Consider the following 20,155-nt stretch of genomic DNA (forward strand, 5'->3'; position numbering starts at 1 on the left):
GGTCCGATCACCGGCGCAGTTGGCGTCGTGACGTGATGCCGAGCTTGGCGAAGATCTTGCTCAGGTGCCACTCGACTGTTCGCGGGCTGATGAACAGGCGGGTGCCGATCTCCGCATTGGACAGCCCTTCCCGGGCCAGCTTGACGATGTGGGTCTCCTGCGGTGTCAACGGGCCGGCGTCGTCGGCGGACTGGTGGCGAACGGTCATGCCGAGCCCCTGGGCGGCCAGCGTGGCGTACGCGTGCAGGCCCATGTCGGTGACCATCTCGTACGCGGTCCGGAGGTGGTCGCGCGAATCGTCCTTCCGGCCGGAGCGGGCCAGCCAGTTTCCGTAGTACAGCTCGGCGCGGGCGGCCAGCGGGCGGATCCTGGTGCGGCCCAGGCGTTCGATCGCCTCGACGTACAGGTCCTCCGCCGCACTGTCAGGGGCGAGCACGGCGCGGCAGCACGCCTCCATGCCGAGGGCCCAGTCGGTGCCGCAGGCCCGCGTCGATGTCGACAGGCGCTCCAGCGCCTCGGCCCCGACCTCGGGCCGGCCGCTGAACGCGGCCGCGACGATCAACTCGACGAGTGGCGCGCCAGTGAGCACACCGGGTTCCACACTCGACTGGATCGTCTGCCGAGCGGCCGTCAAGGCGTCGTCGAACCGGCCCAGGCCGTTGTAGAGAAGCGCTTGAGCCCATCCCGCGATGGCCGGCGCGAGGCCTTCACCGCGGCGCCGGGCGTCCGCGGTGCTGGCCGCGGCCAACTCGGCGGTCCGGCGCTCGTCCCCGCTCGAGGCGGCATGGAGCAGAGCCATGTATCCCGGCACCGGGATCCCGGTGCCGTCGGCGACATTGTCGAGCTCGGTGATCAGTACGGAGGCCGCGGACAGGTCGCCGGTGAACAGGTGATGGAGGATGCGTGTGGTCAAAGCCAGCGGGAGAGCGGCGAGCGCGCCCGTTTCGCGGGCCAGCTGCACGTAGTGGGCGGTCAGCTCGTCGGCCGCGTCGTCGTCGCACAGGTCGGTGGCGATCGAGCTGGCGAACCACATCCAGCGCAGGCCGGGCCGGCCGGCCGCGGTCGGCTCGCGGAAGGCCCGGAGCGCCTCGCGCATCTTGGGTACGCCGGCCGGGAACCCGGCGGTGTAGCGCACGGTGAGCGCGTCGAGCAGGAGGTCCGAGGGCCGCACGGGGACGTCGGCGGCGGGCGCGGCGACGGCCGCGTGGGCCACGTCGCGCAGGTTTCCGCTGCTGCCGGAGTCGGAGGCGTACCAGGCGGCCCGTAACGCGTCCAAGTAGGTGCTCCGGGCCAGGCCGGTGTCGAGCGGAGCGAGCCGCGACGCCGCCTTGAGGAAGAGATCCGCCGTGCGGCTGCCCCGGTCGACCATGAAGGCGATGTCGGCCCGCAGGAGATCGGCGCGGGCCCGGTCGAGCTCGGCGGCGTGGTCGGCCTCGGCCAGGGCCAGCAGGCGGAGCGCGGCATCCGGGGTGCCACCGAGATATCGGGCCTGGGCCGCGGACAGCATCCGCGACGCCCGCCGGACCGGATCGGGGGTCAACTCCGCCGCGCGTTCCAGGAAGGCACCGGCCGCCGCGTAACCGCCTCGGGTCTGTGCCCGGGCCGCCGAGGTCTGCAACTCCGTCGCCACGCCCTCGTCGGGGGCCGCGGTCGCCTGCGCCCGATGCCAGGCCCGGCGGTCCGGGTCGGTGGTGGCCGAGGTGATCTCGGCCAGCGCGGCATGGGCCTGGCGCCGCTCGGCGTCGCTCGCGGCCTCGTAGATCGCCGAGCGCAACAGCGGGTGCCGGAACCGCACACCGGACCCGAAATCGACGAAATCGGCGACGGTCTGCAGAGCGGTGAGCTGGCTTCCGACCGGCACGCCCAGATGGTTGAGGGCACCCCACACCAGCACCGGGTCACCGAGGGGCTCGGCCGCGGCGACCAGCAGCAGCGAACGGCCGATCGGGGGCAGCGAGGCGATCTGCCGCCGGAAGCTCTCCTCGATCCGCCGCGGCAGCGCACCCGGATGGCGGAAGCCGAAGCCGCCGGCCAGCTCGGCCGGGGTGAAGCCACGGGGCAGCTCGGTCAGCGCCAGCGGGTTGCCGTGACACTCGGCGATGATGCGATCGAGCACCCGCTCGTCGACCTGCCCCAGGAACGTGGCCGCGAACAGCTGCCGCGCGTACTCGTCGGAGAGCCCGGAGACGGTCAGGGTGGGCAGGCCGCCCAGCTCGGGCAGGTCGGGGCTGTCCGGGCCGGTCCGCGTCGCGAAGATCATGACCACGGACTCGGTGCGCAGCCGCCGGGCCACGAAGCCGAGCACCTTGGCCGAGGCGCGGTCGAGCCACTGGGCGTCGTCGACGACGCACACGACCGGCCGCTCCCCGGCCAGGTCGGCCAGCAGGCCCAGTACGCCCAGCCCGACCATGAACAGATCGGGTGCGGCGCCCGCACTCAGCCCGAACGCGGTGCTCAGCGCGCGGCCCTGCTGCGCCGGCAGGCGGGCCAGCCGGTCCAGCGCCGGCGCGCAGATCTGGTGCAGGCCGGCGAACGCCAGCTCACGCTCGGCCTCCACCCCGGCGGCCCGGATGACGTGCTGGTCCGCGGCGTGCGCGAGCGCGTGGTCGATCAGCGCGGTCTTGCCGATCCCCGCTTCGCCCCGGAGGACCAGGGCCCCACTCGTGCCGGCGCGCGCCGCGGTGAGGAGGCGCTCGATCGCCGCCGTCTCGGCATGACGGCCCAGCAGCGCGTCATCGCGCCGCTTTGGCGAGGTCAGGGCCGGTTCGGGGCCGCGGTGGGGAGGCATCAACCTGAACCCTAGTGCGGTGTCCACGAAAGGTGGCAGGGTGGGGCGCGACGGCCTCCGGGATCGTGAACTGCGCGCCCGGTCCGGCGTAACCCCAGGGTGAAGAGGTGAAGTGAAAATCGTCAAGGTCATGGACATCACCATCGAGTACGGGGCTGTCCAGCCCGTCGAGGTCTATTACGACCAGCTCGACGCGGCCCGGACGCTCTATCACGGGGAGTACGTACGTCTCGTCGACCGCGCGGCGACGGCCTATTGGGAGTCCCAGGGATATCACCACGACGTCGACGAACCCGAGGCCGAGACGTTCATCCTGGTCCGGGATTTCTCGATCACCTTCGACCGCCCGATCCGCAGCTACGGGCCGGTGCTGATCCACCTGTGGATCGAGCGGATCGGTACGACCAGCTACGTGATGGGTTTTCGCGTCCTCTCCGCCTCCGGGCCGGAGGAATACGCCCATGGCAGCCGCGTGCTGGTCAGCATCGACCCGGCGACGATGCGCCCGGCCCCGATCACCGGCCGCTCGCTCGAGGACCTCCGGAAGCTGCTGCGGCCGGTGCCGTGAGCGGGACCGGCGACGTCAGGCGTTGCCGACCAGACTGGATATCGAGGTGGCGTCGCCGGAGAGGCTGCGGAGCGGGTTGGGCGCGGCCGTCACGCGGTGGCCGCCGGTCCGCAGCGCCGGGATGACGCCGGCCCAGATGGCTGATTCGGAGAAAGCGCCATGAACGAGAACGATGGTGACATCAGACATGGCGACCAACATAGGCTGCGAATAGCTGTTGTTCATCCGCTCGGCGTGAATGCCCGGGTGTGCTCGTGCTCACCGGGGGAGACGGCATTTATAGGACCCATAAAAGAATTGCATGAGTGGTCGTCAGGTCTTTCCGGGGCGGCGGAGCTGGCGGCGCGACGTGATGCCCAGTTTGGCGAAAATGTTGCTCAGGTGCCATTCGACAGTGCGGGGGCTGATGAACAGCCGCGTCGCGATGTCCGCGTTGGACAGCCCGTCGCGTACCAGCCGTACGATCTGGGTCTCCTGCGCCGTGAACTGACTGGCGGAGAGCGATTCCGCGGTCTTGCGCACCTGTTCGCCGCAGACGCTGAGCTCACGAGCCGCTGATGCCTCGTAGGCCGACATGTTCATGGCGGCGAACATTTCGTGCGCCACTCGCAACCGGTCCCGGGCCTCGGCCTGTCGTTGGTCACGCCGCAACCATTCGCCGTAGTACAGGTGGGCGCGCGCCAGATAGCTGCGGATGCGGGTGCGCTCAAACAGGCCGATGGCCTCCCGGAACGCGCTGTCCGCGGCCGTGTCGTCGCTGACCAGCGCCCGGGCGCAGGCGGCGAGGCCGTGGGCCCAGTCGGTGCCGCACGCCTGCGTCATCACGGTGAGCCGGTGCAGCGCCTCCTCGGCGGTCAGCGAACGACCCGCTCGGCTCGCGGCGACCACCAGCTCGAACAGTGACGCCCAGGTCAGCACCCCCTGCTCCTGGGACGGCGCGGTGGCCTCCAGCGCGGGCCGCAACGCGTCCTCGTGCCGGCCGAGCCCGTTGTACAGGACCGCCTGGGACCATCCCGAGGTGATCGTCGCGAGACCCTCACCGCGGCGCCGTGCGTCGGCGGTGCTCGCCTCGACGAGTTCGCCGGTGCGGTCGAGGTCGCCCTCCCACGCGCTGAGCAACTGGCTGGTGTAGGCGGCGCCGAGATGCCCGCTGCCCTCGGACAGGTTGCGAAGCTCGTTGACCAACGCCGCGGCCGCGGTCAGATCTCCCGCGAAAATGGTGAACACGATGCGGGTGGTCAGCGCCATCGGCAGGGCCGCCAGAGTGCCGGTGTCGCGGGCCACCTGCACATAACTCCTGGTGAAATCGTCGGCCGCCTCGCCGTCGCAGAGGTCGATCGCGGCCGAGGCGGCGAACCACAACCATCGCAGCCGTTGATCGTCGGGCATGGCGCAGACGCGGAACTCCGTCAGCGCCTGGTTGATCGCGGGCGCCCCGGCCGCGAAACCGGCGGTGTAGCGCAACGCGAGGCCGTCGAGCAACGCGTCCTGAGGCGCCTTCTCGGCGGGGCCGGGCGCCCGGCTCGCCGCCTCGGCGACATCGCGCAGGGTCACCCGCCCGTTCGGGTCGGCGGCGTACCAGGCCGCGCGCAGGGCATCCAGGTACGTGTCGCGGGCCAGCCGTACGTCCAAGGGCTCCAAGCGGGCGGCGGCCTTGAGCATCAGAGCCGGGGTCTCGCCGCTGCGGTGGACCGCGAAGATGATCTGGGCCCGCAGCAGATCCGCCTGCGCGCGCTCCATCGTGGCGATCGAGCCGGCCTCGGCCATGGCCAGCAGGCGCAGCCCGGCCTCGGGCAGCCCGCCGTCGTGCTTGCCCCATGCCGCGGCCAACAGGCGCCGTCCCCGCCGGGCCGGGTCCTGGGTCAGTTCCGCGGCCCGCTCGAGGAAGGCGGCGGCCGCGGCCGGCCCGCCCCGGCCTCGAGCCCGCCCGGCCGAGCTCTCCAGCTCGGCCGCGACCTGCTCGTCGTAGCCGCTCGTGGCTTGCGCCCGATGCCAGGCCCGCCGGTCGGGGTCGTTCGCCGCGTCGGTCACCTGGGCCAGCGCGTGATGGACCCGGCGACGTTGCTGCGGTGTGGCCGCTCGGTAGACGGCCGAGCGCAGCAGCGGATGCCGGAACGCGATCTTCGTCCCGAAGTCGAGAAAGCGGCCGGCCGTCTCGGACAGGACCGTGCCGGTGTCCAGTGTGTGACCCAACTCGTCGACGGCCCGCCAGAGCAGGATCGGGTCGCCGACCGGCTCCGCCGCCGCGACCAGCATGACCAGCTTGGTGGCGGCCGACAGGCCGGCCGTCTGCCGGCGGAAGCTTTCCTCGATGCGCCAGGGCAGCGTGCCCGTGCTGTGTGCCGTGAACCCGCCGGCGAGCTCCTCGGCGGTGAACCCGCGGGGCAGCTCCCGCAGAGCGAGGGGGTTGCCGTGGCTTTCCGCGACGATCCGGTCGAGCACGTCGGGATCGACCGGACCGAGCTGCGCCGAGGACAGCAGCGATCGGGCGTCGGCGTCCGGCAGGCCGTGGACGGCCATGGTCGGCAGGCCGGCCAGGTCGGGCACAGCCGGATCGCGGACGGCGAAAATGATCGCCACTGATTCCGCTCGCAGGCGGCGGGCGGCGAAGCCGAGCACCCGCGCCGAAGCCTGATCCAGCCACTGCGCATCGTCGATGACGCAGACCACCGGCTGGTCCCGAGCGAGGTCGGCCAGCAGGCCGAGCACGCCCAGACCCAGCATGAACCGGTCCGGAGGGTTTCCCGAGGCGAAGCCGAACGCCGTGTTCAGCGCCTCGCGCTGCGGCTCGGGAAGGGCCGCCATGCGGTCGAGCATCGGACCGCAGATCTGGTGCAACGCCGCGAAGGCGAGCTCCCGCTCGGCCTCCACCCCGGCCGCGCGAATGGTCTCGCACCCGGCGGTCTGCGCCAGTAGGTGGTCGAGCAGGGCGGTCTTGCCGATGCCGGCGTCCCCGTGGAGGACGAGGGCGCGGCTGGCGCCGGTCCAGACGTCGGCCAGCAGCTGATCGAGATCGGCTTGTTCGCCGTGCCGGCCGATGAGCACCGGCGGCTCGGGGACGGAGGTCATGGTCGCTCCCGGCGGCGCTGATGGTATCGGGATACCCGGGCGCGGTTGCCGCAGATGTTGGCGGTACACCACTGCCGGCGGGCGCCGGCGGCCAGGAAGAGCATCGAGCAGGCGGGGCTGGCGCAGCGCCGGACGCCGGCCAGGGCCTCCCGCGAGGACAGCAGGCCGATGGCGTCCCGGGCCAGGGCGGCCAGGCCGGCGTTGCCACCGCGCCGGACATGCCACCGGGTCTCGCTCCGGGCGCCGGAAGCATCGACGACCAGGTGCGGACCGGGTGAGGCGGACGCGGCCACGGTGTTGAGGATCTCGGCCGCGGCGGGGTCGGGGGCCCGGCCGGCGAGATGGGCGTCGAGCAACTCCCGGACGGCGCCCCGCAGCCGCCGGACGGCCGCCGGTGACGGCACCGGAGCCTCCGGCAGGCGCGACGACTGCAGACGCCACCATGTCGCCAGCCGGTCCTCGCCGGCCAGCAGGTCGACCGGCGGGTCGACGGCCAGCATCACGGTGTCCACGAGGTCGATCGAGGGCCGCGCCTCGCCACCCATCGGGAAGCCCTCCCGTTGCAGGGACCCGAGCGCCGGTTTAATGCTCACGAGCCCACCATACCCATTAGCTGGTGTGTGTCCATGCCAGGTTCTACCTGCGATTCATCCCGTGGTGATCGTCAAGGCCGGCGCTGACGTAGCCGAGCTCGATGGCCCGTCGGCCCGACCCGGTCACTTGACGTACGCCACGTTTTGCCGCCGGCGGCGTAAGACGCGGAGGTGATCCGGCACCAACATCGCGTCCGACGACAGCCACTCACAGGGAGTCACTCATGCGCAACACCACTCGCGCCGCCGCCATCGCCGGCGTCGCCCTCGCGGCCACGGCGACCGCCGCCGGCCCGGCCGCGGCGTCCGGCTCGCACCACACGCCGGACGGCGCGGTGTTCGTCCAGACCAACGGCACGGACGGCAACAAGATCGTCTCGTACGACCGCAACCTGCACCAGGTCGGCACGTACGCCACCGGTGGTCTGGGGACGCCGGCCACCACCGCCGTCGACCCGCTGGCCTCACAGGGCGGCCTCACCCTCGACCGCGCGCACGGCCTGCTGTACGCGGTCAACGCGGCCAGCAACTCCGTCACCGTGTTCGGCGTGCACGGCGCCCGGCTCACCCGCCTCCAGGTGATCGGCAGCGGCGGCAGCTTCCCGGTCGGTGTGGCCGTGCACGGCCAGACGGTCTACGTGCTCAACGCCCACGACGGCGGCTCGATCCAGGGCTTCCGCCGGTACGGCGACCGGCTCGTGGCGCTGCCCGGCAGCCACCGCAAGCTCGGCCTCACCGCGGCGAACGACTCGCCCGGGCAGGTCGCGTTCTCCCCCGACGGCCGGCACCTGCTGGTCACGATCAAGGGCGCGAGCGAGATCGACGTCTTCGCGGTCACCGCGTCCGGCGGCGTCTCGGCCCAGCCGGTCCGGCACCAGACGCCCGGCAAGACCCCGTTCGCGCTGGACTTCGACCGGTTCGGGCACGCCGTCGTCGCGGAGGCCGGCACCAACGCCGCGGCCACCTTCGACCTGCGCCGCGACGGCCGGCTCGTCCCGCTGGCCGAGGTGGCCACCGGTGGCAAGGCGACCTGCTGGGTCACCGGTGTCAACGGCACGTTCTACCTCTCGAACGCCGCGACCGGCACGATCTCCGCCTTCCGCACCAGGGCCGACGGCTCGCTCGCGAACCTCGGCACGACCCACACGGCCGGCGGCGGCACGATCGACACGGCCGCGTCGTCCGACGGCCGCACGCTCTACGCCGAGACCGGCGCGACGCCCGACGGCATCGAGGCCTTCCGGATCGGCCACGACGGCCGGCTGACCGCGGCCGGATCGGCGTCGATCCCCGGTGGCGTCAACAGCGAGGGCATCGCCGCCTACTGAGCGACCGAGGCCCGGCTCCTTCGCAGCCGGGCCTCCGCCGCCCACCTCCAGGCGATCGGCTCAGGCCGCCGTTTCCTGGTGGGCCTGCACGTACTCGACGAGCCCGATCACGTCGTCGGGGACGAGCCGGCCGATGGCGCCGTTGGACCAGACACCGACGATGACCTTGTGGTCCGGGTCCAGGACGAAGCCGGTCGACTGGAGATAGACCGGTTCGGGGTTGACGAAGGCGCCGATGCCGTCGGCGATGGCGTGGGCATCGGCGCTGTGCCCGACGGTGAAGTCCAGGCGCAGCTTGTCGATGAGTCCCTGAGTGGTTGCCTCGTCGTCGACCGAGAGCGCGACCACCTTGATGTCGCGTGCGGTCAGGCGTTCCTGGGCCCGCTGGAAGCCGCGCAGTTGCGCGGCGCAGTACGGGCACCAGGAGCCGCGGTAGAACAGCACTACGCCGTAACTGTCGCCCAGGGTGTCGTACAGCGAGGCGACCGCGCCGTCACGCTGGTTGATGGTGAGATCCGGAAACGTGTCGCCGGGTTGCAGCAGGGGCATACGAACTCCTCGTGGTGGGAAAGCGTGACGGGCAGCGACGCCGCCCGGATCTCTTGGTGCCGCGCGCCGGCCGCACTCTTACCGGCCGGTGACGTGGGACACATGTCGCCATCGCGGCCGGGCCAGGTAAGAAGTCGGTGGGTGCGTGACGCAAAGCGTGTGAACCAGGCACCCACGACTGAGGAGTTCCGATGACCCGATCACCCGACACCGGCCCGGTCGCCGACGGCGACCTGGTCAGCACCGACGACATGACGGCGGCGCTGACTGCCCACCCCCTCGTCTTCACCGACGGTGCGACCCAGACCTTCACCGCGGACGGCCGGACGACGTACGTCGAGGGCGGCCGTCCGACCGAGGGGCAGTGGTCCGCGATCGAGGACGGCAAGTTCTCGTCGTTCTGGCCGCCCGACTACCGCGCTACGTACACGCTCCGCTGGGCCGTGGAAGGCGGCGCGCCCGTGGGGCTGACCTTCATCGAGGGTGCGAGTGGGCGCCGCTTCGAAGGGCGCTATCGCTAGGACGGCCGGCTCCGCGCAGTTCGGCGGCGTACGCCCGGAGCAGGTCGTGCAGGACGAATTGTCCCGGCCCGACCTCGGTGATCACGTTGCTGTCGGACAGCTCCAGCAGGAGCGCCCGGACCTGACGCGGAGTCAGGCCGGCTATGGTGGCGGCCTCCGCGGCCGAGAAGGTGCGGCCGCCGATCATCGAGCTGAGCCGGAGCAGTCGCTGTGCCGGGGCGGAGAGCGCCTGGTAGGACCACGAGAAAACGGCTCGCAGGTCGCTGCGGATGTCGGCGTTGCCCAGCACGTCCAAGGCGTCCACGGCCGATCGCAGCTCCTTGGCGATGACCGGCAGGGAGAACCCCGGGCTGGCCACCGTCCGCCCGGCGACCAGGGCGAGCGCCAGCGGGAGGCGGTCACACCGGTCGACGATCTCGTCGAGGGCCGGCCCGTCCGGCTCGGTCCCGGCCGGCCCGATCCGCCGGCGGAGCAGCTCACGCGCGTCCGCGCGGTCGGGCAGCCCCAGGCCGAGCACCTGCGCCCCGCCGGCGTTCACCGGGCCGAGCCGGACGCGGCTGGTGACGATCACGGCGCAGGCGTGCGAGCCGGGCAGGAGGTCGATCACCTGCCCGGCGTCCCGGGCGTTGTCGAGGATGACCAGAAGCCGCCGCGTGGCGAGCATGCTGCGGTACAGGCCGACCGCGGCGTCGTAGTGCCGGGGGATCCGGTCGGCGCTCAGCCCGAGCGATTCCAGCAGGGTCCGCACCGCCTCGTCGGCGGTCATCGGCAGGCTGTGTGCGCCGAATCCCCGGAGGTTGAGGTAGATCTGGCCGTCGGGAAACCGCGCGGCGACCTGATGCGCCCAGTGCACGGCCAGTGTCGACTTGCCCACCCCGGGCATGCCGTCGACGGTCACGATCATCGGGCCGGACCGCTCCGTGTCGAGCAGGGCGCCCAGCCTTGCCAGCTCCGGGCGCCGGCCGGTGAAGACGTTCAGGTCGGGGGGCAGCTGGGCCGGCGCGACCGGGGCCGGGTCGCGCAACAGCTCGGTGTGGACGGCCGAGATCTCCGTTCCCGGTTCGACGCCGAGTTCCTCGGTCAGTCGCGCCCGGAAGCCTTCGTAGGCGATCAGGGCCTTGGCCCGGTTGCCCTCCGCGGCCATGCAGGCGAACAGGCGAGCCTGCAGCGACTCGTCCAGCGGGTGGGACTCGGCGGTACGCCGCAGGCCCGGCAGCACCGTGCTCGCCGCCGAACAGCGCAGGGCGGCGTCGGCCGCTTCGCGGGCGGCCGCGATGCGCTCGTTGTCGACCTCGACGAACAACGGGTGGATGCCGTTGACCGCGTCGAGTCCCTCGCCGCAGGTCCCTCGCCAGAGGTCGAGGGCCTGCGACCACGACTCGACGGCGAGCAGGTCGTCGCCGCGGGCGGCCCGGGTCCGGGCCCGCCGGCACAGCTCGCGGAAAAGCAGCAGATCCAGTGTGGTGGCGTCGGCGCTGACCTGGTACGCCGTGCCGTGCCGGGTTAGCCAGAGACCCGGATCGCGGCGGGGCAGGCCGGGCTCGACCAGCCGGCGCACGGCGCCGACGTGCTGATAGAGGATGTTCGTCGCGTTGGCCGGCGGATCGGCCGGCCACAACAGGTCCACCAGCTCGTCGAAACTGACCGGCTCACCGGCCCGGACCAGAAGGCAGGCCAGCATCAGCTGGAGACGCCGGGGCCGCAGATCTATTTCGCGGGTGCCCCGCCACATTCGTATCGGCCCCAGCACGCTGAAGCGCGCCGCCACCACGTCGCCGTTGGACATTTCGCTCCGAATCGGGTTCTCGTGAACGCTGAACCGCCGTGCCCACGAGTAAGAACATGTTCCCGGCGTGCCGGGGAACGCCACTGGGTGTGGGACTTCTCTCCGGCCGGATCCATTCATTTTTCTTATCGGCGCCATCGAAGAACTGCATGACGCTTTTTATTAAGGCCGGGCACCGGCTTGCTGCGTCGTGCTTAATTAATGCATAAGCGGGCGGTTCTAGGTTCGGCGCCATGACGCAAGGAACGCTTACCGGCCTCGATCCGGAGTCCCGCGAATGGATCGCCGGGCTGCGCGCCGACGGTGGATCGTACGAGGTGGTCAGCCGCCGGCTGCACGCCGACCTGCTCCGGGTGGCGCGCAGCGCGGTACGCCGGCGGGGCTGGGGTATCACCGGCCCGGAGCGCGAGGATCTGGCCCATCAGGCCACGGCCGACGCGATGATGACCATCATCGGCAAGCTCGACCAGTTTCGCGGGGAAAGCCGGTTCACGACGTGGGCGCACCGTTTCGTCGAGCTGGAGGTCATGCACAAAACGAGCCGCCATATGTGGCGCACCGGGCCGGTGCCGATGGAAACGGATCCGGAAGCCGTCGCCTCGGCCGCCGAGGACCCGTCGCGGGCGGCCGAATGGGGCGCTTTCGTGGAGGTGGTGCACCGGGCATTGGCCGAGGACCTCACCAGCTATCAGCGCTCGGCCTTCGTGGAACTCGTGCTGCGCGGCGTCTCGCCCGACTCGTTCGGCGAGGAACGAGGGGTGAGCCGTAACACGATCTACAAGGTGCTCTTCGACGCCCGCCGCAAGCTCCGGCTGAGACTGACGGTCGAAGGATTCCTCGCCGCCGGATGAGGTCACCGTTTGCCGGCCGGCCCGACACGGGATCGACGGGCCGGGGGATGCCCGGCCCGGATGTCAGCGACCCCGGGTTCCCGGGGTCGGCCCGGGGTGATTACGGACTCGCTCGGCCGCATCGGCTGCGAGCGTGAGCGGAGCCGGCCCGCACGCTATTCGAGAGGCGAGAACGATGAGCACTTCCGCACCAGAGGTTCCCACGGACACGACCTACGACGTGATCGTCATAGGTGCCGGTCCCGTCGGTCAGAGTGTCGCCGCGCGCGCCCGTTCGGGTGGCCTTTCCGTGGCGGTGGTCGAGAAGGAGCTCGTCGGCGGTGAATGTTCCTATTGGGCGTGCATTCCCAGCAAGGCGATGCTGCGCCCGGTTGTGGCCGTCAGCGAGGCTCACCGGCTCGATGGCGCCCGGCAGGCCGTCACCGGGCCGGTCGACGCCCCCGGGGTCTTCCGGAGGCGTGACCGGTTCGTCACCGATTGGGATGACTCCGGGCAAGCGCAGTGGGTGAAGAACATCGGCGCCGACCTCTTCCGCGGTCACGGCCGGATCGACGGTGCCCGCCGGGTCGCCGTGGACACGGCGCACGACCAGATCGTCGTGCTCTCCGCCCGGCACGCCGTCGTCGTCTGCACCGGGAGCCGGGCGGCGCTGCCGGACATGCCCGGGATCGCCGAGGCGCGGGTGTGGACCAACCGGACCGCGACCGACAGCTCCACGGTGCCCGCCCGCCTGGCCGTCGTCGGCGGCGGCGCGGTCGGCGTCGAGATGGCGACGGCCTGGCACGGCCTGGGCGCCGCGGTGACACTGCTGTCCCGCGAGTCGCGTGTCCTCCCGCAGTTCGAGCCGTTCGCCGGCGACATGGTCGGAGCCGCGCTCCAGCAGGCCGGCATCGACGTCCGGCACAACGCCGCCGTCACCTCCCTGCGCCGCCCGTCACCGTCGGGTCCGGTGACGCTCGTGATCGAGGACGGCTCCGAGGTCGAGGCGGACGAGGTGCTCGTCGCGGTCGGCCGGGTCCCGCTCACCGGTGACATCGGCCTGGAGACGGTGGGACTCACGCCCGGGTCGTGGTTCGACGTGGACGACACCTGCCGGGTGCGCGGGGTCGACGGGAACTGGCTCTACGCGATCGGCGACGTCAATCACCGGGCTCTCCTGACCCACCAGGGGAAGTACCAGGCGCGCATCGTCGGTGCCGCGATCACCGCGCTGGCCGGCGGTGAGGAGCTGGACACCTCCCGGTACGGCCGGCACGCCGCGACCGCCGACGTGGACGCGCTGCCGCAGGTCGTCTTCACCGACCCCGAGGTCGCCGCGGTCGGGCTCTCGGCCGACCAGGCGCGCCGCAGAGGCCACGACGTCCAGGTCGTCGACGTCGACATCGCGGCGACGGTCGCCGGGGCCCAGCTTTTCGCCGACGGCTACGTGGGGCGCGCCCGCATGGTCGTGGACTCCGGGACCGAGCGGGTGCTCGGGGTGACGTTCGCCGGGTTCGGCGTCACCGAGCTGCTCCACTCCGCCACCGTCGCCGTGGCCGGACAGGTGCCGGTCAGCCGGTTGTGGCACGCCGTGCCCTCGTTCCCGACCATCAGCGAGGTCTGGCTGCGGCTCCTGGAGGCGTACCAGGCCGGGAACCAGGCATGACCTCTCCGATCGCCCGGGGCTTCCGCGGCCGGCGGCCGGCCGGGGACGACTCCTCGCGGATTCCCCCCGGACAGCATGTGACGGCGACCTTCCCGGTGCTGTCGGCCGGCCCCACGCCGCACACCCCGCTGCGCGACTGGACGTTCCGGATCAGCGGCGCCGTCGAGCAGCCGATGGCCTGGACGTGGGAGGAGCTCCGGGCGCTGCCGAGCACGACCCGCACCGTCGACATCCACTGCGTCACCAAGTGGTCCAAGCTGGGCACCACCTGGACCGGCGTCAGCATCGACACGCTGCTGGGCTTCGTGGGCGCGACCGGAACCTTCGCGCTCGCGCACTGCGACGGCGGGTACACCACGAACGTTCCGCTGGCCGACCTTCGAGGCGATCAGGCGATGATCGCGTACGCCTACGAGGGCGCGCCGCTCGAACCCGAGCACGGCGGCCCGGCCCGGCTGCTGGTCCCGCATCTCTATCTCTGGAAGAGCGCCAAGTGGATCCGCGACCTGGAGGTGCGCGACGAGGACGCGCCGGGGTTCTGGGAACGGTACGGCTATCACAACTACGGAGACCCATGGCAGGAACAGCGTTACTCCGGCGACTGAACTGGCTGACCGGCAGTGTCGTCAAACTGGTGCGGGAGAACGCCCGGACCAGGACGATCGGCCTGGACGTCCCGGGCTGGCCCGGGCACCGGGCCGGTCAGCACGTCGACGTCAGACTGACTGCGGAGGACGGATATCAGGCCGAGCGCAGCTACTCGATCGCGTCCGCGCCGGGCTCGGTCTACCTGGAACTGACGGTCGAACGGATATCCGACGGCGAAGTCTCGCCCTACCTCGTCGAGGATCTGCGGGAAGGCGACAAGCTGGAGCTGAGGGGGCCGGTGGGCGGTGATTTCGTCTGGGAGGAATCGCTGGGCGGTCCGCTGCTGCTGATCGCCGGTGGGTCGGGCATCGTGCCGCTGGGTTCGATGCTCCGCCATCACCGGGCCGTTCACAGCGAGGTGCCGGTACGGCTGCTGTACTCGATGCGAAACCCGGAGAGCTTCATCTACGGCGACGAGATCATGCGGTTCGCGACATCGGACGAGATCGACGTGAGCCTCACCTACACGCGATCGGCTCCGGTGGGCTGGAACGGCTATCACCGTCGCCTCGACGACGAGATGCTCGCGGATGTGGGCTGGGCGCCGGCGGATCGGCCCCTGACTTTCATATGTGGCCCGACGGTGTTCGTGGAAACGGCGGCGTCGCTGCTCGTCACCGCCGGACACGCGCCGGAGCGCATTCACACGGAGAGATTCGGTGGTACGGGAGGAACAGAATGAACGCTCTGGACGGTAACGGCGTGGCGACCCTGCTGCACGACCTGTTCGGGCAGGAGATGACGCAAGTCGGGGTCACCTGCGCGCACTGCGGGAAGACGTCTCTGCTCGCCCGCGTCAAGGTCTTCCGCGGGGCCGGTACGGTGCTGCTCTGCCCCGGCTGCGACGGCCGCATGATGGTCGTCGTGCACCGTGAAGGCGTCGCCTGTGTCGACGCGGAAGGTTTCTCCGCCCTCGCGGTCCGCGTGCCGCAGCCGATGCGGTTGACCGACCTGAGCCGCGCCGGGGTCACAGCTCCTCGATCCGCTGGAGCTTCGCCCGCGAGTTGATCCCGAGCTTGGCGAAGGCCTTGTAGAGGTGATACTCCACAGTGCGCGGGCTGACGAACAACTGCTCCGCGATCTCGGCATTGGTGAGCCCGTCCCGGGCCAACGAGGCCACCCGGGACTCCTGAGGGGTCAGCTGCTGCCGGGTGGCTTCACTGCGTTTGCGCGGGGCCACCCCCGTCGCGAGCAGCTCACGGCGGGCTCGCTCGAGGAAGGCCGCCGCACCCAGCTTGGTGAAGTGCTCGCTCGCGGAGCGGAGATGGGTGCGCGCGTCGATGCGGCGGTGGCGCCGGCGTAGCCACTCACCGAACAGGAGCTCGGCTCGCGCCAGCCGATAGAGCAGACCGGTGCGGCCGAGCCGCTGGACCGCTTCCCGGTAGGACGCCTCGGCCTGCGGCCCGTCGCTGAGCAGCGCCTCCACCGTGGCCTGAACGCCCAGCGCCCAGTCCGTCCCGGCCGGCCTGGTGCGCCGGAAGAGCCGGGCCGCGGCCTCGGCCGCGAGGCTTTCGTCGCCGGCCCGGACCGCCGCCTCGACCAACTCGGCCAGCGCCCAGCCGGTGAAACAGGGGTGTTCCGTCCGCACCGCGGTGCGGGCCGCGTCGACCGCCTGATCGTAATGCCCGGCGGCGTTGTGCAGGATCGCGGCCGCCACGGACCCGGCGATCTCGGAGTCGTGGCTGCGGGCCCGCCGGGAGATCTGAGTGAGCAGGTCCTCGAGCCCGGGACCTCGTCCCGCGGCCGGATGACGCCGGGCCAGCTCGTGCCAGGCCCGGCTGTCCCAGACGTCTCCAGCGATCAGACCGGCCAGCCCCACCCATCGGGCCGACCGGGGGTCGAGGCGCCGCTCGCCGAACGCAGCGATGGCGGCCCGCAGCGGCTCCACCGCATGGGCGTAGCCATCGAGGACCCGGGTCGCCAGGCCGAACAGAATCTGGTCGGCCGGGGCGCGAGGGCCCTCGGCGGTCATGGCCCGCCCCTCGGCCGCCGCTGCGATCAGCAGACCAGGGTCGGCCGGCTTGTTCGCCGACATGGCGGCGAGCAGGGCTTCCAGACAGGCCTCGCGAGCGTCGGCCGGATCGAGCGGGTGCAGCTGGCGGGCCGTCTCGAGCAGGTGCCGTGCGGAGTCGTCACCGGGGCGGACCACGGTCTCGATCCGGGTCAGATGCCATCGCTGACGGGCGGACCGGGTGGCGTCGTGCGGGTACGGCGGTGCGATCGCCAGCAGCCGCTGGGCCGAGGCGAGATCGCCGCTGTCGTACATGGCCGTCGACGCCGTCAGGGCCCGGTCGCCGCGCACCTGGGGATCGCCGGTGAGCAGCGCCGCTCGCTCCAGGAACGCGGCGTGTGCGGCGGGGCCGCCGCGTTTCCGGGCGGTCTCCGCGTATCTCTCCAGGTCGTCGGCGAGGTCGTCGTCGGCGCCGGCGGCCGCCAGGGCCCGGTGCCACGCCTGCCGCGGCAGATCATCGACCGTGTTCTCACCGATCTGGCGATGGATCAGCCGCCGTTCGGCGGCCGCCGCCGAGTGGTAGGTGAGCGACCTCAGCTCCGGGCACAGGAAAATGACCCGGTCCCGGACCGCGACAAGCCCGGTGGCGGTGAGGCTCTCGACGGTCGTCCCGAATTCCGTGGCCAAGAGCTCGAGCCGGGCGACGTCGCCGGTCATGTCGGCCGCCGCGGCCAGCAGGAGCCGCCGTACCGGTGGCGCGAGACGCGCCGCCCGGCCGCGGCACGGACACGGGGCCGCCTGCGCCCGACACCGGCCAGGCCGCACCACCGGGACGCCGAATCCTCCGGCCAGCCCGGCCGCGGTGACGCTGTCGAGCGATTCGGCCAGGAGGCGCAGGTTGCCGCGCGACTCGGCGAGGAGGCGTTCGGTCACCACGTCGTCGATCGGCCCCGGTGAGACGGAGGCCAGCCGCACGCGTACCTCACGGGGGCTGAGCGGGCGCAGGCGCATGGACGGGACGCCGCCCAGCGGGCTCAGCCGGTCGACGCCGTCACCGGCCACGAGAAGGAGCAGGGGCCGGTCGTGGACCCCGGCGGCGACGAATGACAGCACCTCGGCAGTCGCGTGGTCGAGCCACTGCGCATCGTCGACCGCCAGGCACAGGGGCTGCGTGCGGGTCAGGCCGTCGAGCAACTCCAGGACGGCCGGGCCGACCGCGGACGCTTCGGGCCGGGGCTCGTCGGTCAGGCCGAACGCGGCGCTCAGCGCGCCGGCGTGGACGTCGCCCAGAGGCGCGAAGTCGTCGAGCAGGTCGCCGCAGAGCAGGTGCAGCCCGGCGTAGGCGATCTCCTGTTCGGCCGCGACCGTTCGCACTCGCACGACACGGAATTCGGTGGCCCGGTCGATGACGTAGTCGAGAGCCGAGGACTTCCCGATGCCGCGCTCTCCCTCGATACACAGTGCCCCGCCCCGGCCGGCCGCGGCGTTGTGCGCCAGCTCGTCGAGCCGGGCGCGTTCGTCGACTCCCCGCAGCGACGGCGGGGGACCCTGCGGTGCGGTCTCGGCGGATGCGGTGACGGCCATGTGCCGATCGTGCCCGCCGGCGGGCCGATCGACGCCCGAGTCGACCACCGGTGCCACCCCCGGACGTGGGCCGGCGTACCCCGGGCCGGTGACCCGGGACCCCGGGGTCCAACCGGTCGATTCCCTGACGCGATTGAGCGCGGCCTGAGGCGAGAGTGACCACTGAGCCGGTCGGGTGTTCATCCGCAAAGCCGGCGTACCCAGGAGGGGGAGAGGACATGACCGTAGGTTTCGGGGACCGCAAACTCGTTGTCGTCGGTGGCAGCAGCGGCATGGGACGACAGATCGCCGCTGATGTCGTGGCTGACGGTGGTAGCGCCGTCATCATCGGCCGCAATGCCGACAAAGTGAATGAAACCGTGATGGTGCTGGGAGCCCAGGGCAAGGTCTCCGGCATCACCGCCGACCTCACCGACCGCGACGACGTCCGCCGGGTGCAGGAGCAGCTCGCGTCCGAGCACGCCGACGCCACCCTGCTCGTCAACGCGGCCGGGGTCTTCCGGCCGCAGCCGTTCCTCGAGCACGACGGTGACGCCTACGACGCGTACCACGAGCTCAACCGTGCGATCTTCTTCCTGACCCAGACCGTCGCTCGCGGCATGATCAACGGCGGCTCGGGCGGCGCGATCGTCACGATCGGCAGCATGTGGGCCCACCAGGCGATCGGTGCGACCCCGTCCAGCGCCTACTCGATGGCGAAAGCGGGCCTGCACGCTCTCACCCACAATCTGGCTCTGGAGCTCGCTCCCCACCAGATCCGGGTCAACGCGGTGGCTCCGGCTGTCGTGGCGACGCCGATCTACGAAGCCTTCATCCCGCACGACCAGATCGCGGCGGCGATCGAGAGCTTCGCCGGCCTGCACCCGCTCGGCCGCGTCGGTACGCCGAGGGACATCTCCGCCGCCGTCACCTACCTGCTCTCCGACCAGGCGAGCTGGGTCACCGGAACGATCCTCGACGTCGACGGCGGCGTCATGGCCGGCCGCAACTAGAGCGGCCGGGCGATGCCGGACTGGGACAACGTCGATCGCACCGACGTCGAGAGAGCCGTCGGGGAGTACGACCGGCTGGGACCGGAGGCCTTCTTCGGGCAGCACGGATTCGCGCCGGCCACGACCTACGAGCTGGTCGTCCAGGACCGCGCCTATCCGCCGAAGGCGATCCTCGGCGTGGCTCACGAGTTCGCGACCGGTCGCCGGCTGGCCTCGGCCGACTTCGAAGGTGGCCGGTCGGGCGCGGTCAAGGTCCTGACGGCGCTCGGCTTCACCGTGCGGCCGATCCATCGAGCGGCCGGGTGACCCCGGCCACCGCCGAGAAAAACTCACGACAGTTCATCCACAGAGTATTGGAGGAGGGGCGATGCCGAACGTCCACCACCGCTACGCCGCCATCGGCGGACGGCAATTGTTCTACCGGGAGGCTGGACCGGAGGACGCGCCCGTCGTCGTTCTCCTGCACGGCTTCCCGACGTCGTCGTTCATGTTCCGCAACCTGATCCCGGCGCTGGCCGACCGCTACCACGTGATCGCTCCCGATCACCTCGGCTTCGGGCTGTCGGACGCACCCCCGGCCGAGGAGTTCGACTACACCTTCGAGGCGTTGACCGACCTCACCGCCGAACTGCTGAAGCAGCTCGGTATCGCGAGGTACGCCATCTACGTGCAGGACTACGGCGCCCCCATCGGCTTCCGGCTGGCCCTGCGCGACCCGGCGGCGATCACCGCGATCATCACCCAGAACGGCAACGGGTACGACGCGGGCTTCGTGGAGTCGTTCTGGCGGACGGTCTGGAACTATCAGAAGGAGCAGTCGCCCGAGAACGAGGCGGCCATCCGCGCCGCCCTGACACTCGACGTGACCCGGTGGCAGTACGTCACCGGTGTTCCGGACGAGTCGGTGGTCAGCCCGGACACCTGGCACCACGACTACGCGCTGCTGAGCCGTCCCGGCAACGACCAGATCCAGCTCGCCCTGTTCCGGGACTACGTCACCAACCCGCCGATCTATCCGCGGCTGCACGAATATCTGCGCGGCAGCGGCGTGCCGGTGCTGGCGGTGTGGGGCCAGGGCGACGAGATCTTCGGTCCGGCCGGCGCGAAGGCGTTCGCCACCGATGCCACCGATGCCGAGATCCACCTGCTCGACGGCGGTCACTTCCTCCTCGAGAGCGCGGGGGACGCGGTCGCCTCGATCATCCGGGATTTCCTCGCCCGGCGGCTTCCCGGGAACGTCTCGGCCGGTGACATGGCCTCGCCCAAGGTCCCGAGCTGACCG

At 71.5% G+C, this 20,155-nt stretch carries 18 protein-coding genes; 11 read left to right on the forward strand and 7 right to left on the reverse strand.

All coding sequences use genetic code 11. The features are described 5' to 3' along the window. Positions 1-7 precede the first annotated feature (7 nt). On the reverse strand, positions 8-2,788 hold the full coding sequence (locus ACQP2X_RS11950) for a helix-turn-helix transcriptional regulator (RefSeq protein WP_498696327.1): 2,781 nt from the start codon (positions 2,786-2,788) through the stop codon (positions 8-10). A 112-nt stretch (positions 2,789-2,900) separates the two neighbouring features. Here ACQP2X_RS11950 and ACQP2X_RS11955 point away from each other — a divergent pair, with 112 nt between their 5' ends. Next, on the forward strand, positions 2,901-3,356 hold the full coding sequence (locus tag ACQP2X_RS11955; protein WP_498696328.1) for an acyl-CoA thioesterase: 456 nt from the start codon (positions 2,901-2,903) through the stop codon (positions 3,354-3,356). A gap of 15 nt (positions 3,357-3,371) precedes the next feature. On the opposite strand, the gene ACQP2X_RS11960 is transcribed toward ACQP2X_RS11955, so the two are convergent. The 3 genes from ACQP2X_RS11960 to ACQP2X_RS11970 form a co-directional block, all read right to left on the reverse strand. Next, on the reverse strand, positions 3,372-3,545 hold the full coding sequence (locus ACQP2X_RS11960) for a hypothetical protein (RefSeq protein ID WP_498696329.1): 174 nt from the start codon (positions 3,543-3,545) through the stop codon (positions 3,372-3,374). A gap of 123 nt (positions 3,546-3,668) precedes the next feature. Beyond that, a complete protein-coding gene (locus ACQP2X_RS11965) occupies positions 3,669-6,425 on the reverse strand; it encodes a helix-turn-helix transcriptional regulator (RefSeq protein WP_498696331.1) in 2,757 nt (918 codons plus the stop codon). Beyond that, on the reverse strand, positions 6,422-7,018 hold the full coding sequence (locus ACQP2X_RS11970; RefSeq protein WP_498696332.1) for a CGNR zinc finger domain-containing protein: 597 nt from the start codon (positions 7,016-7,018) through the stop codon (positions 6,422-6,424). Before ACQP2X_RS11970 ends, ACQP2X_RS11965 begins: the two co-directional genes overlap by 4 nt. A 224-nt stretch (positions 7,019-7,242) precedes the next feature. Between ACQP2X_RS11970 and ACQP2X_RS11975 the strand changes: the two genes are divergently transcribed. Continuing rightward, positions 7,243-8,346: a lactonase family protein gene (locus ACQP2X_RS11975; RefSeq protein WP_498696334.1), complete on the forward strand. Its 1,104-nt coding sequence runs from the start codon at positions 7,243-7,245 to the stop codon at positions 8,344-8,346. A gap of 60 nt (positions 8,347-8,406) precedes the next feature. Here the strand turns inward: ACQP2X_RS11975 and ACQP2X_RS11980 are convergent, their stop codons facing one another. Then, positions 8,407-8,895, reverse strand: a complete 489-nt coding sequence (locus ACQP2X_RS11980; RefSeq protein WP_498696335.1) for a peroxiredoxin family protein — start codon at positions 8,893-8,895, stop codon at positions 8,407-8,409. 191 nt (positions 8,896-9,086) lie between these two features. On the opposite strand from ACQP2X_RS11980, the gene ACQP2X_RS11985 reads away from it, so the two are divergent. Next, the gene (locus ACQP2X_RS11985) at positions 9,087-9,416 is read left to right on the forward strand and encodes a hypothetical protein (RefSeq protein ID WP_498696337.1); all 330 of its coding nucleotides are present in this window, start codon (positions 9,087-9,089) and stop codon (positions 9,414-9,416) included. On the opposite strand, the gene ACQP2X_RS11990 is transcribed toward ACQP2X_RS11985, so the two are convergent. Beyond that, positions 9,370-11,202 carry an AfsR/SARP family transcriptional regulator gene (locus tag ACQP2X_RS11990; RefSeq protein WP_498696338.1) on the reverse strand — a complete coding sequence of 611 codons (1,833 nt, stop codon included), beginning with the start codon at positions 11,200-11,202 and terminating at the stop codon, positions 9,370-9,372. The two genes, ACQP2X_RS11985 and ACQP2X_RS11990, sit on opposite strands and share 47 nt — an antisense overlap. Before the next feature lie 233 nt (positions 11,203-11,435). Between ACQP2X_RS11990 and ACQP2X_RS11995 the strand changes: the two genes are divergently transcribed. The 5 genes from ACQP2X_RS11995 to ACQP2X_RS12015 all read left to right on the forward strand — a co-directional run bounded on the left by ACQP2X_RS11995 (position 11,436) and on the right by ACQP2X_RS12015 (position 15,354). Beyond that, positions 11,436-12,053 (forward strand): sigma-70 family RNA polymerase sigma factor, encoded by a 618-nt coding sequence (locus ACQP2X_RS11995; RefSeq protein WP_498696340.1) that lies wholly within the window; start codon positions 11,436-11,438, stop codon positions 12,051-12,053. Positions 12,054-12,228: 175 nt separating this feature from the next. Then, entirely contained in the window at positions 12,229-13,698 is a 1,470-nt protein-coding gene (locus tag ACQP2X_RS12000; protein WP_498696341.1) for a dihydrolipoyl dehydrogenase family protein, read from the forward strand. Beyond that, on the forward strand, positions 13,695-14,303 hold the full coding sequence (locus ACQP2X_RS12005) for a sulfite oxidase-like oxidoreductase (protein WP_498696343.1): 609 nt from the start codon (positions 13,695-13,697) through the stop codon (positions 14,301-14,303). The genes ACQP2X_RS12000 and ACQP2X_RS12005 overlap by 4 nt, the downstream gene beginning before the upstream one ends. Continuing rightward, positions 14,273-15,028 carry a ferredoxin reductase gene (locus tag ACQP2X_RS12010; protein WP_498696345.1) on the forward strand — a complete coding sequence of 252 codons (756 nt, stop codon included), beginning with the start codon at positions 14,273-14,275 and terminating at the stop codon, positions 15,026-15,028. Before ACQP2X_RS12005 ends, ACQP2X_RS12010 begins: the two co-directional genes overlap by 31 nt. Then, the gene (locus ACQP2X_RS12015) at positions 15,025-15,354 is read left to right on the forward strand and encodes a DUF6510 family protein (protein ID WP_498696349.1); all 330 of its coding nucleotides are present in this window, start codon (positions 15,025-15,027) and stop codon (positions 15,352-15,354) included. Before ACQP2X_RS12010 ends, ACQP2X_RS12015 begins: the two co-directional genes overlap by 4 nt. Here the strand turns inward: ACQP2X_RS12015 and ACQP2X_RS12020 are convergent. After that, positions 15,314-17,881, reverse strand: coding sequence for an AAA family ATPase (locus ACQP2X_RS12020; RefSeq protein ID WP_498696350.1), 2,568 nt, complete (start codon positions 17,879-17,881; stop codon positions 15,314-15,316). The genes ACQP2X_RS12015 and ACQP2X_RS12020 overlap by 41 nt on opposite strands. Before the next feature lie 218 nt (positions 17,882-18,099). Between ACQP2X_RS12020 and ACQP2X_RS12025 the strand changes: the two genes are divergently transcribed. The 3 genes from ACQP2X_RS12025 (at position 18,100) to ACQP2X_RS12035 (ending at position 20,152) form a co-directional block, all read left to right on the forward strand. Then, a complete protein-coding gene (locus ACQP2X_RS12025) occupies positions 18,100-18,873 on the forward strand; it encodes an SDR family NAD(P)-dependent oxidoreductase (RefSeq protein WP_498696352.1) in 774 nt (257 codons plus the stop codon). A 12-nt stretch (positions 18,874-18,885) separates the two neighbouring features. Further along, complete coding sequence (locus ACQP2X_RS12030) at positions 18,886-19,179, forward strand: ScoMcrA-related endonuclease (RefSeq protein WP_498696353.1); 294 nt, start codon at positions 18,886-18,888, stop codon at positions 19,177-19,179. Positions 19,180-19,240: 61 nt separating this feature from the next. Further along, entirely contained in the window at positions 19,241-20,152 is a 912-nt protein-coding gene (locus ACQP2X_RS12035) for an alpha/beta fold hydrolase (RefSeq protein WP_498696355.1), read from the forward strand. The last annotated feature ends 3 nt before the right edge of the window (positions 20,153-20,155 follow it).

The sequence above is a fragment of the Actinoplanes sp. CA-131856 genome, assembly GCF_050956135.1.
Classification (GTDB): Bacteria; Actinomycetota; Actinomycetes; order Mycobacteriales; family Micromonosporaceae; genus Actinoplanes.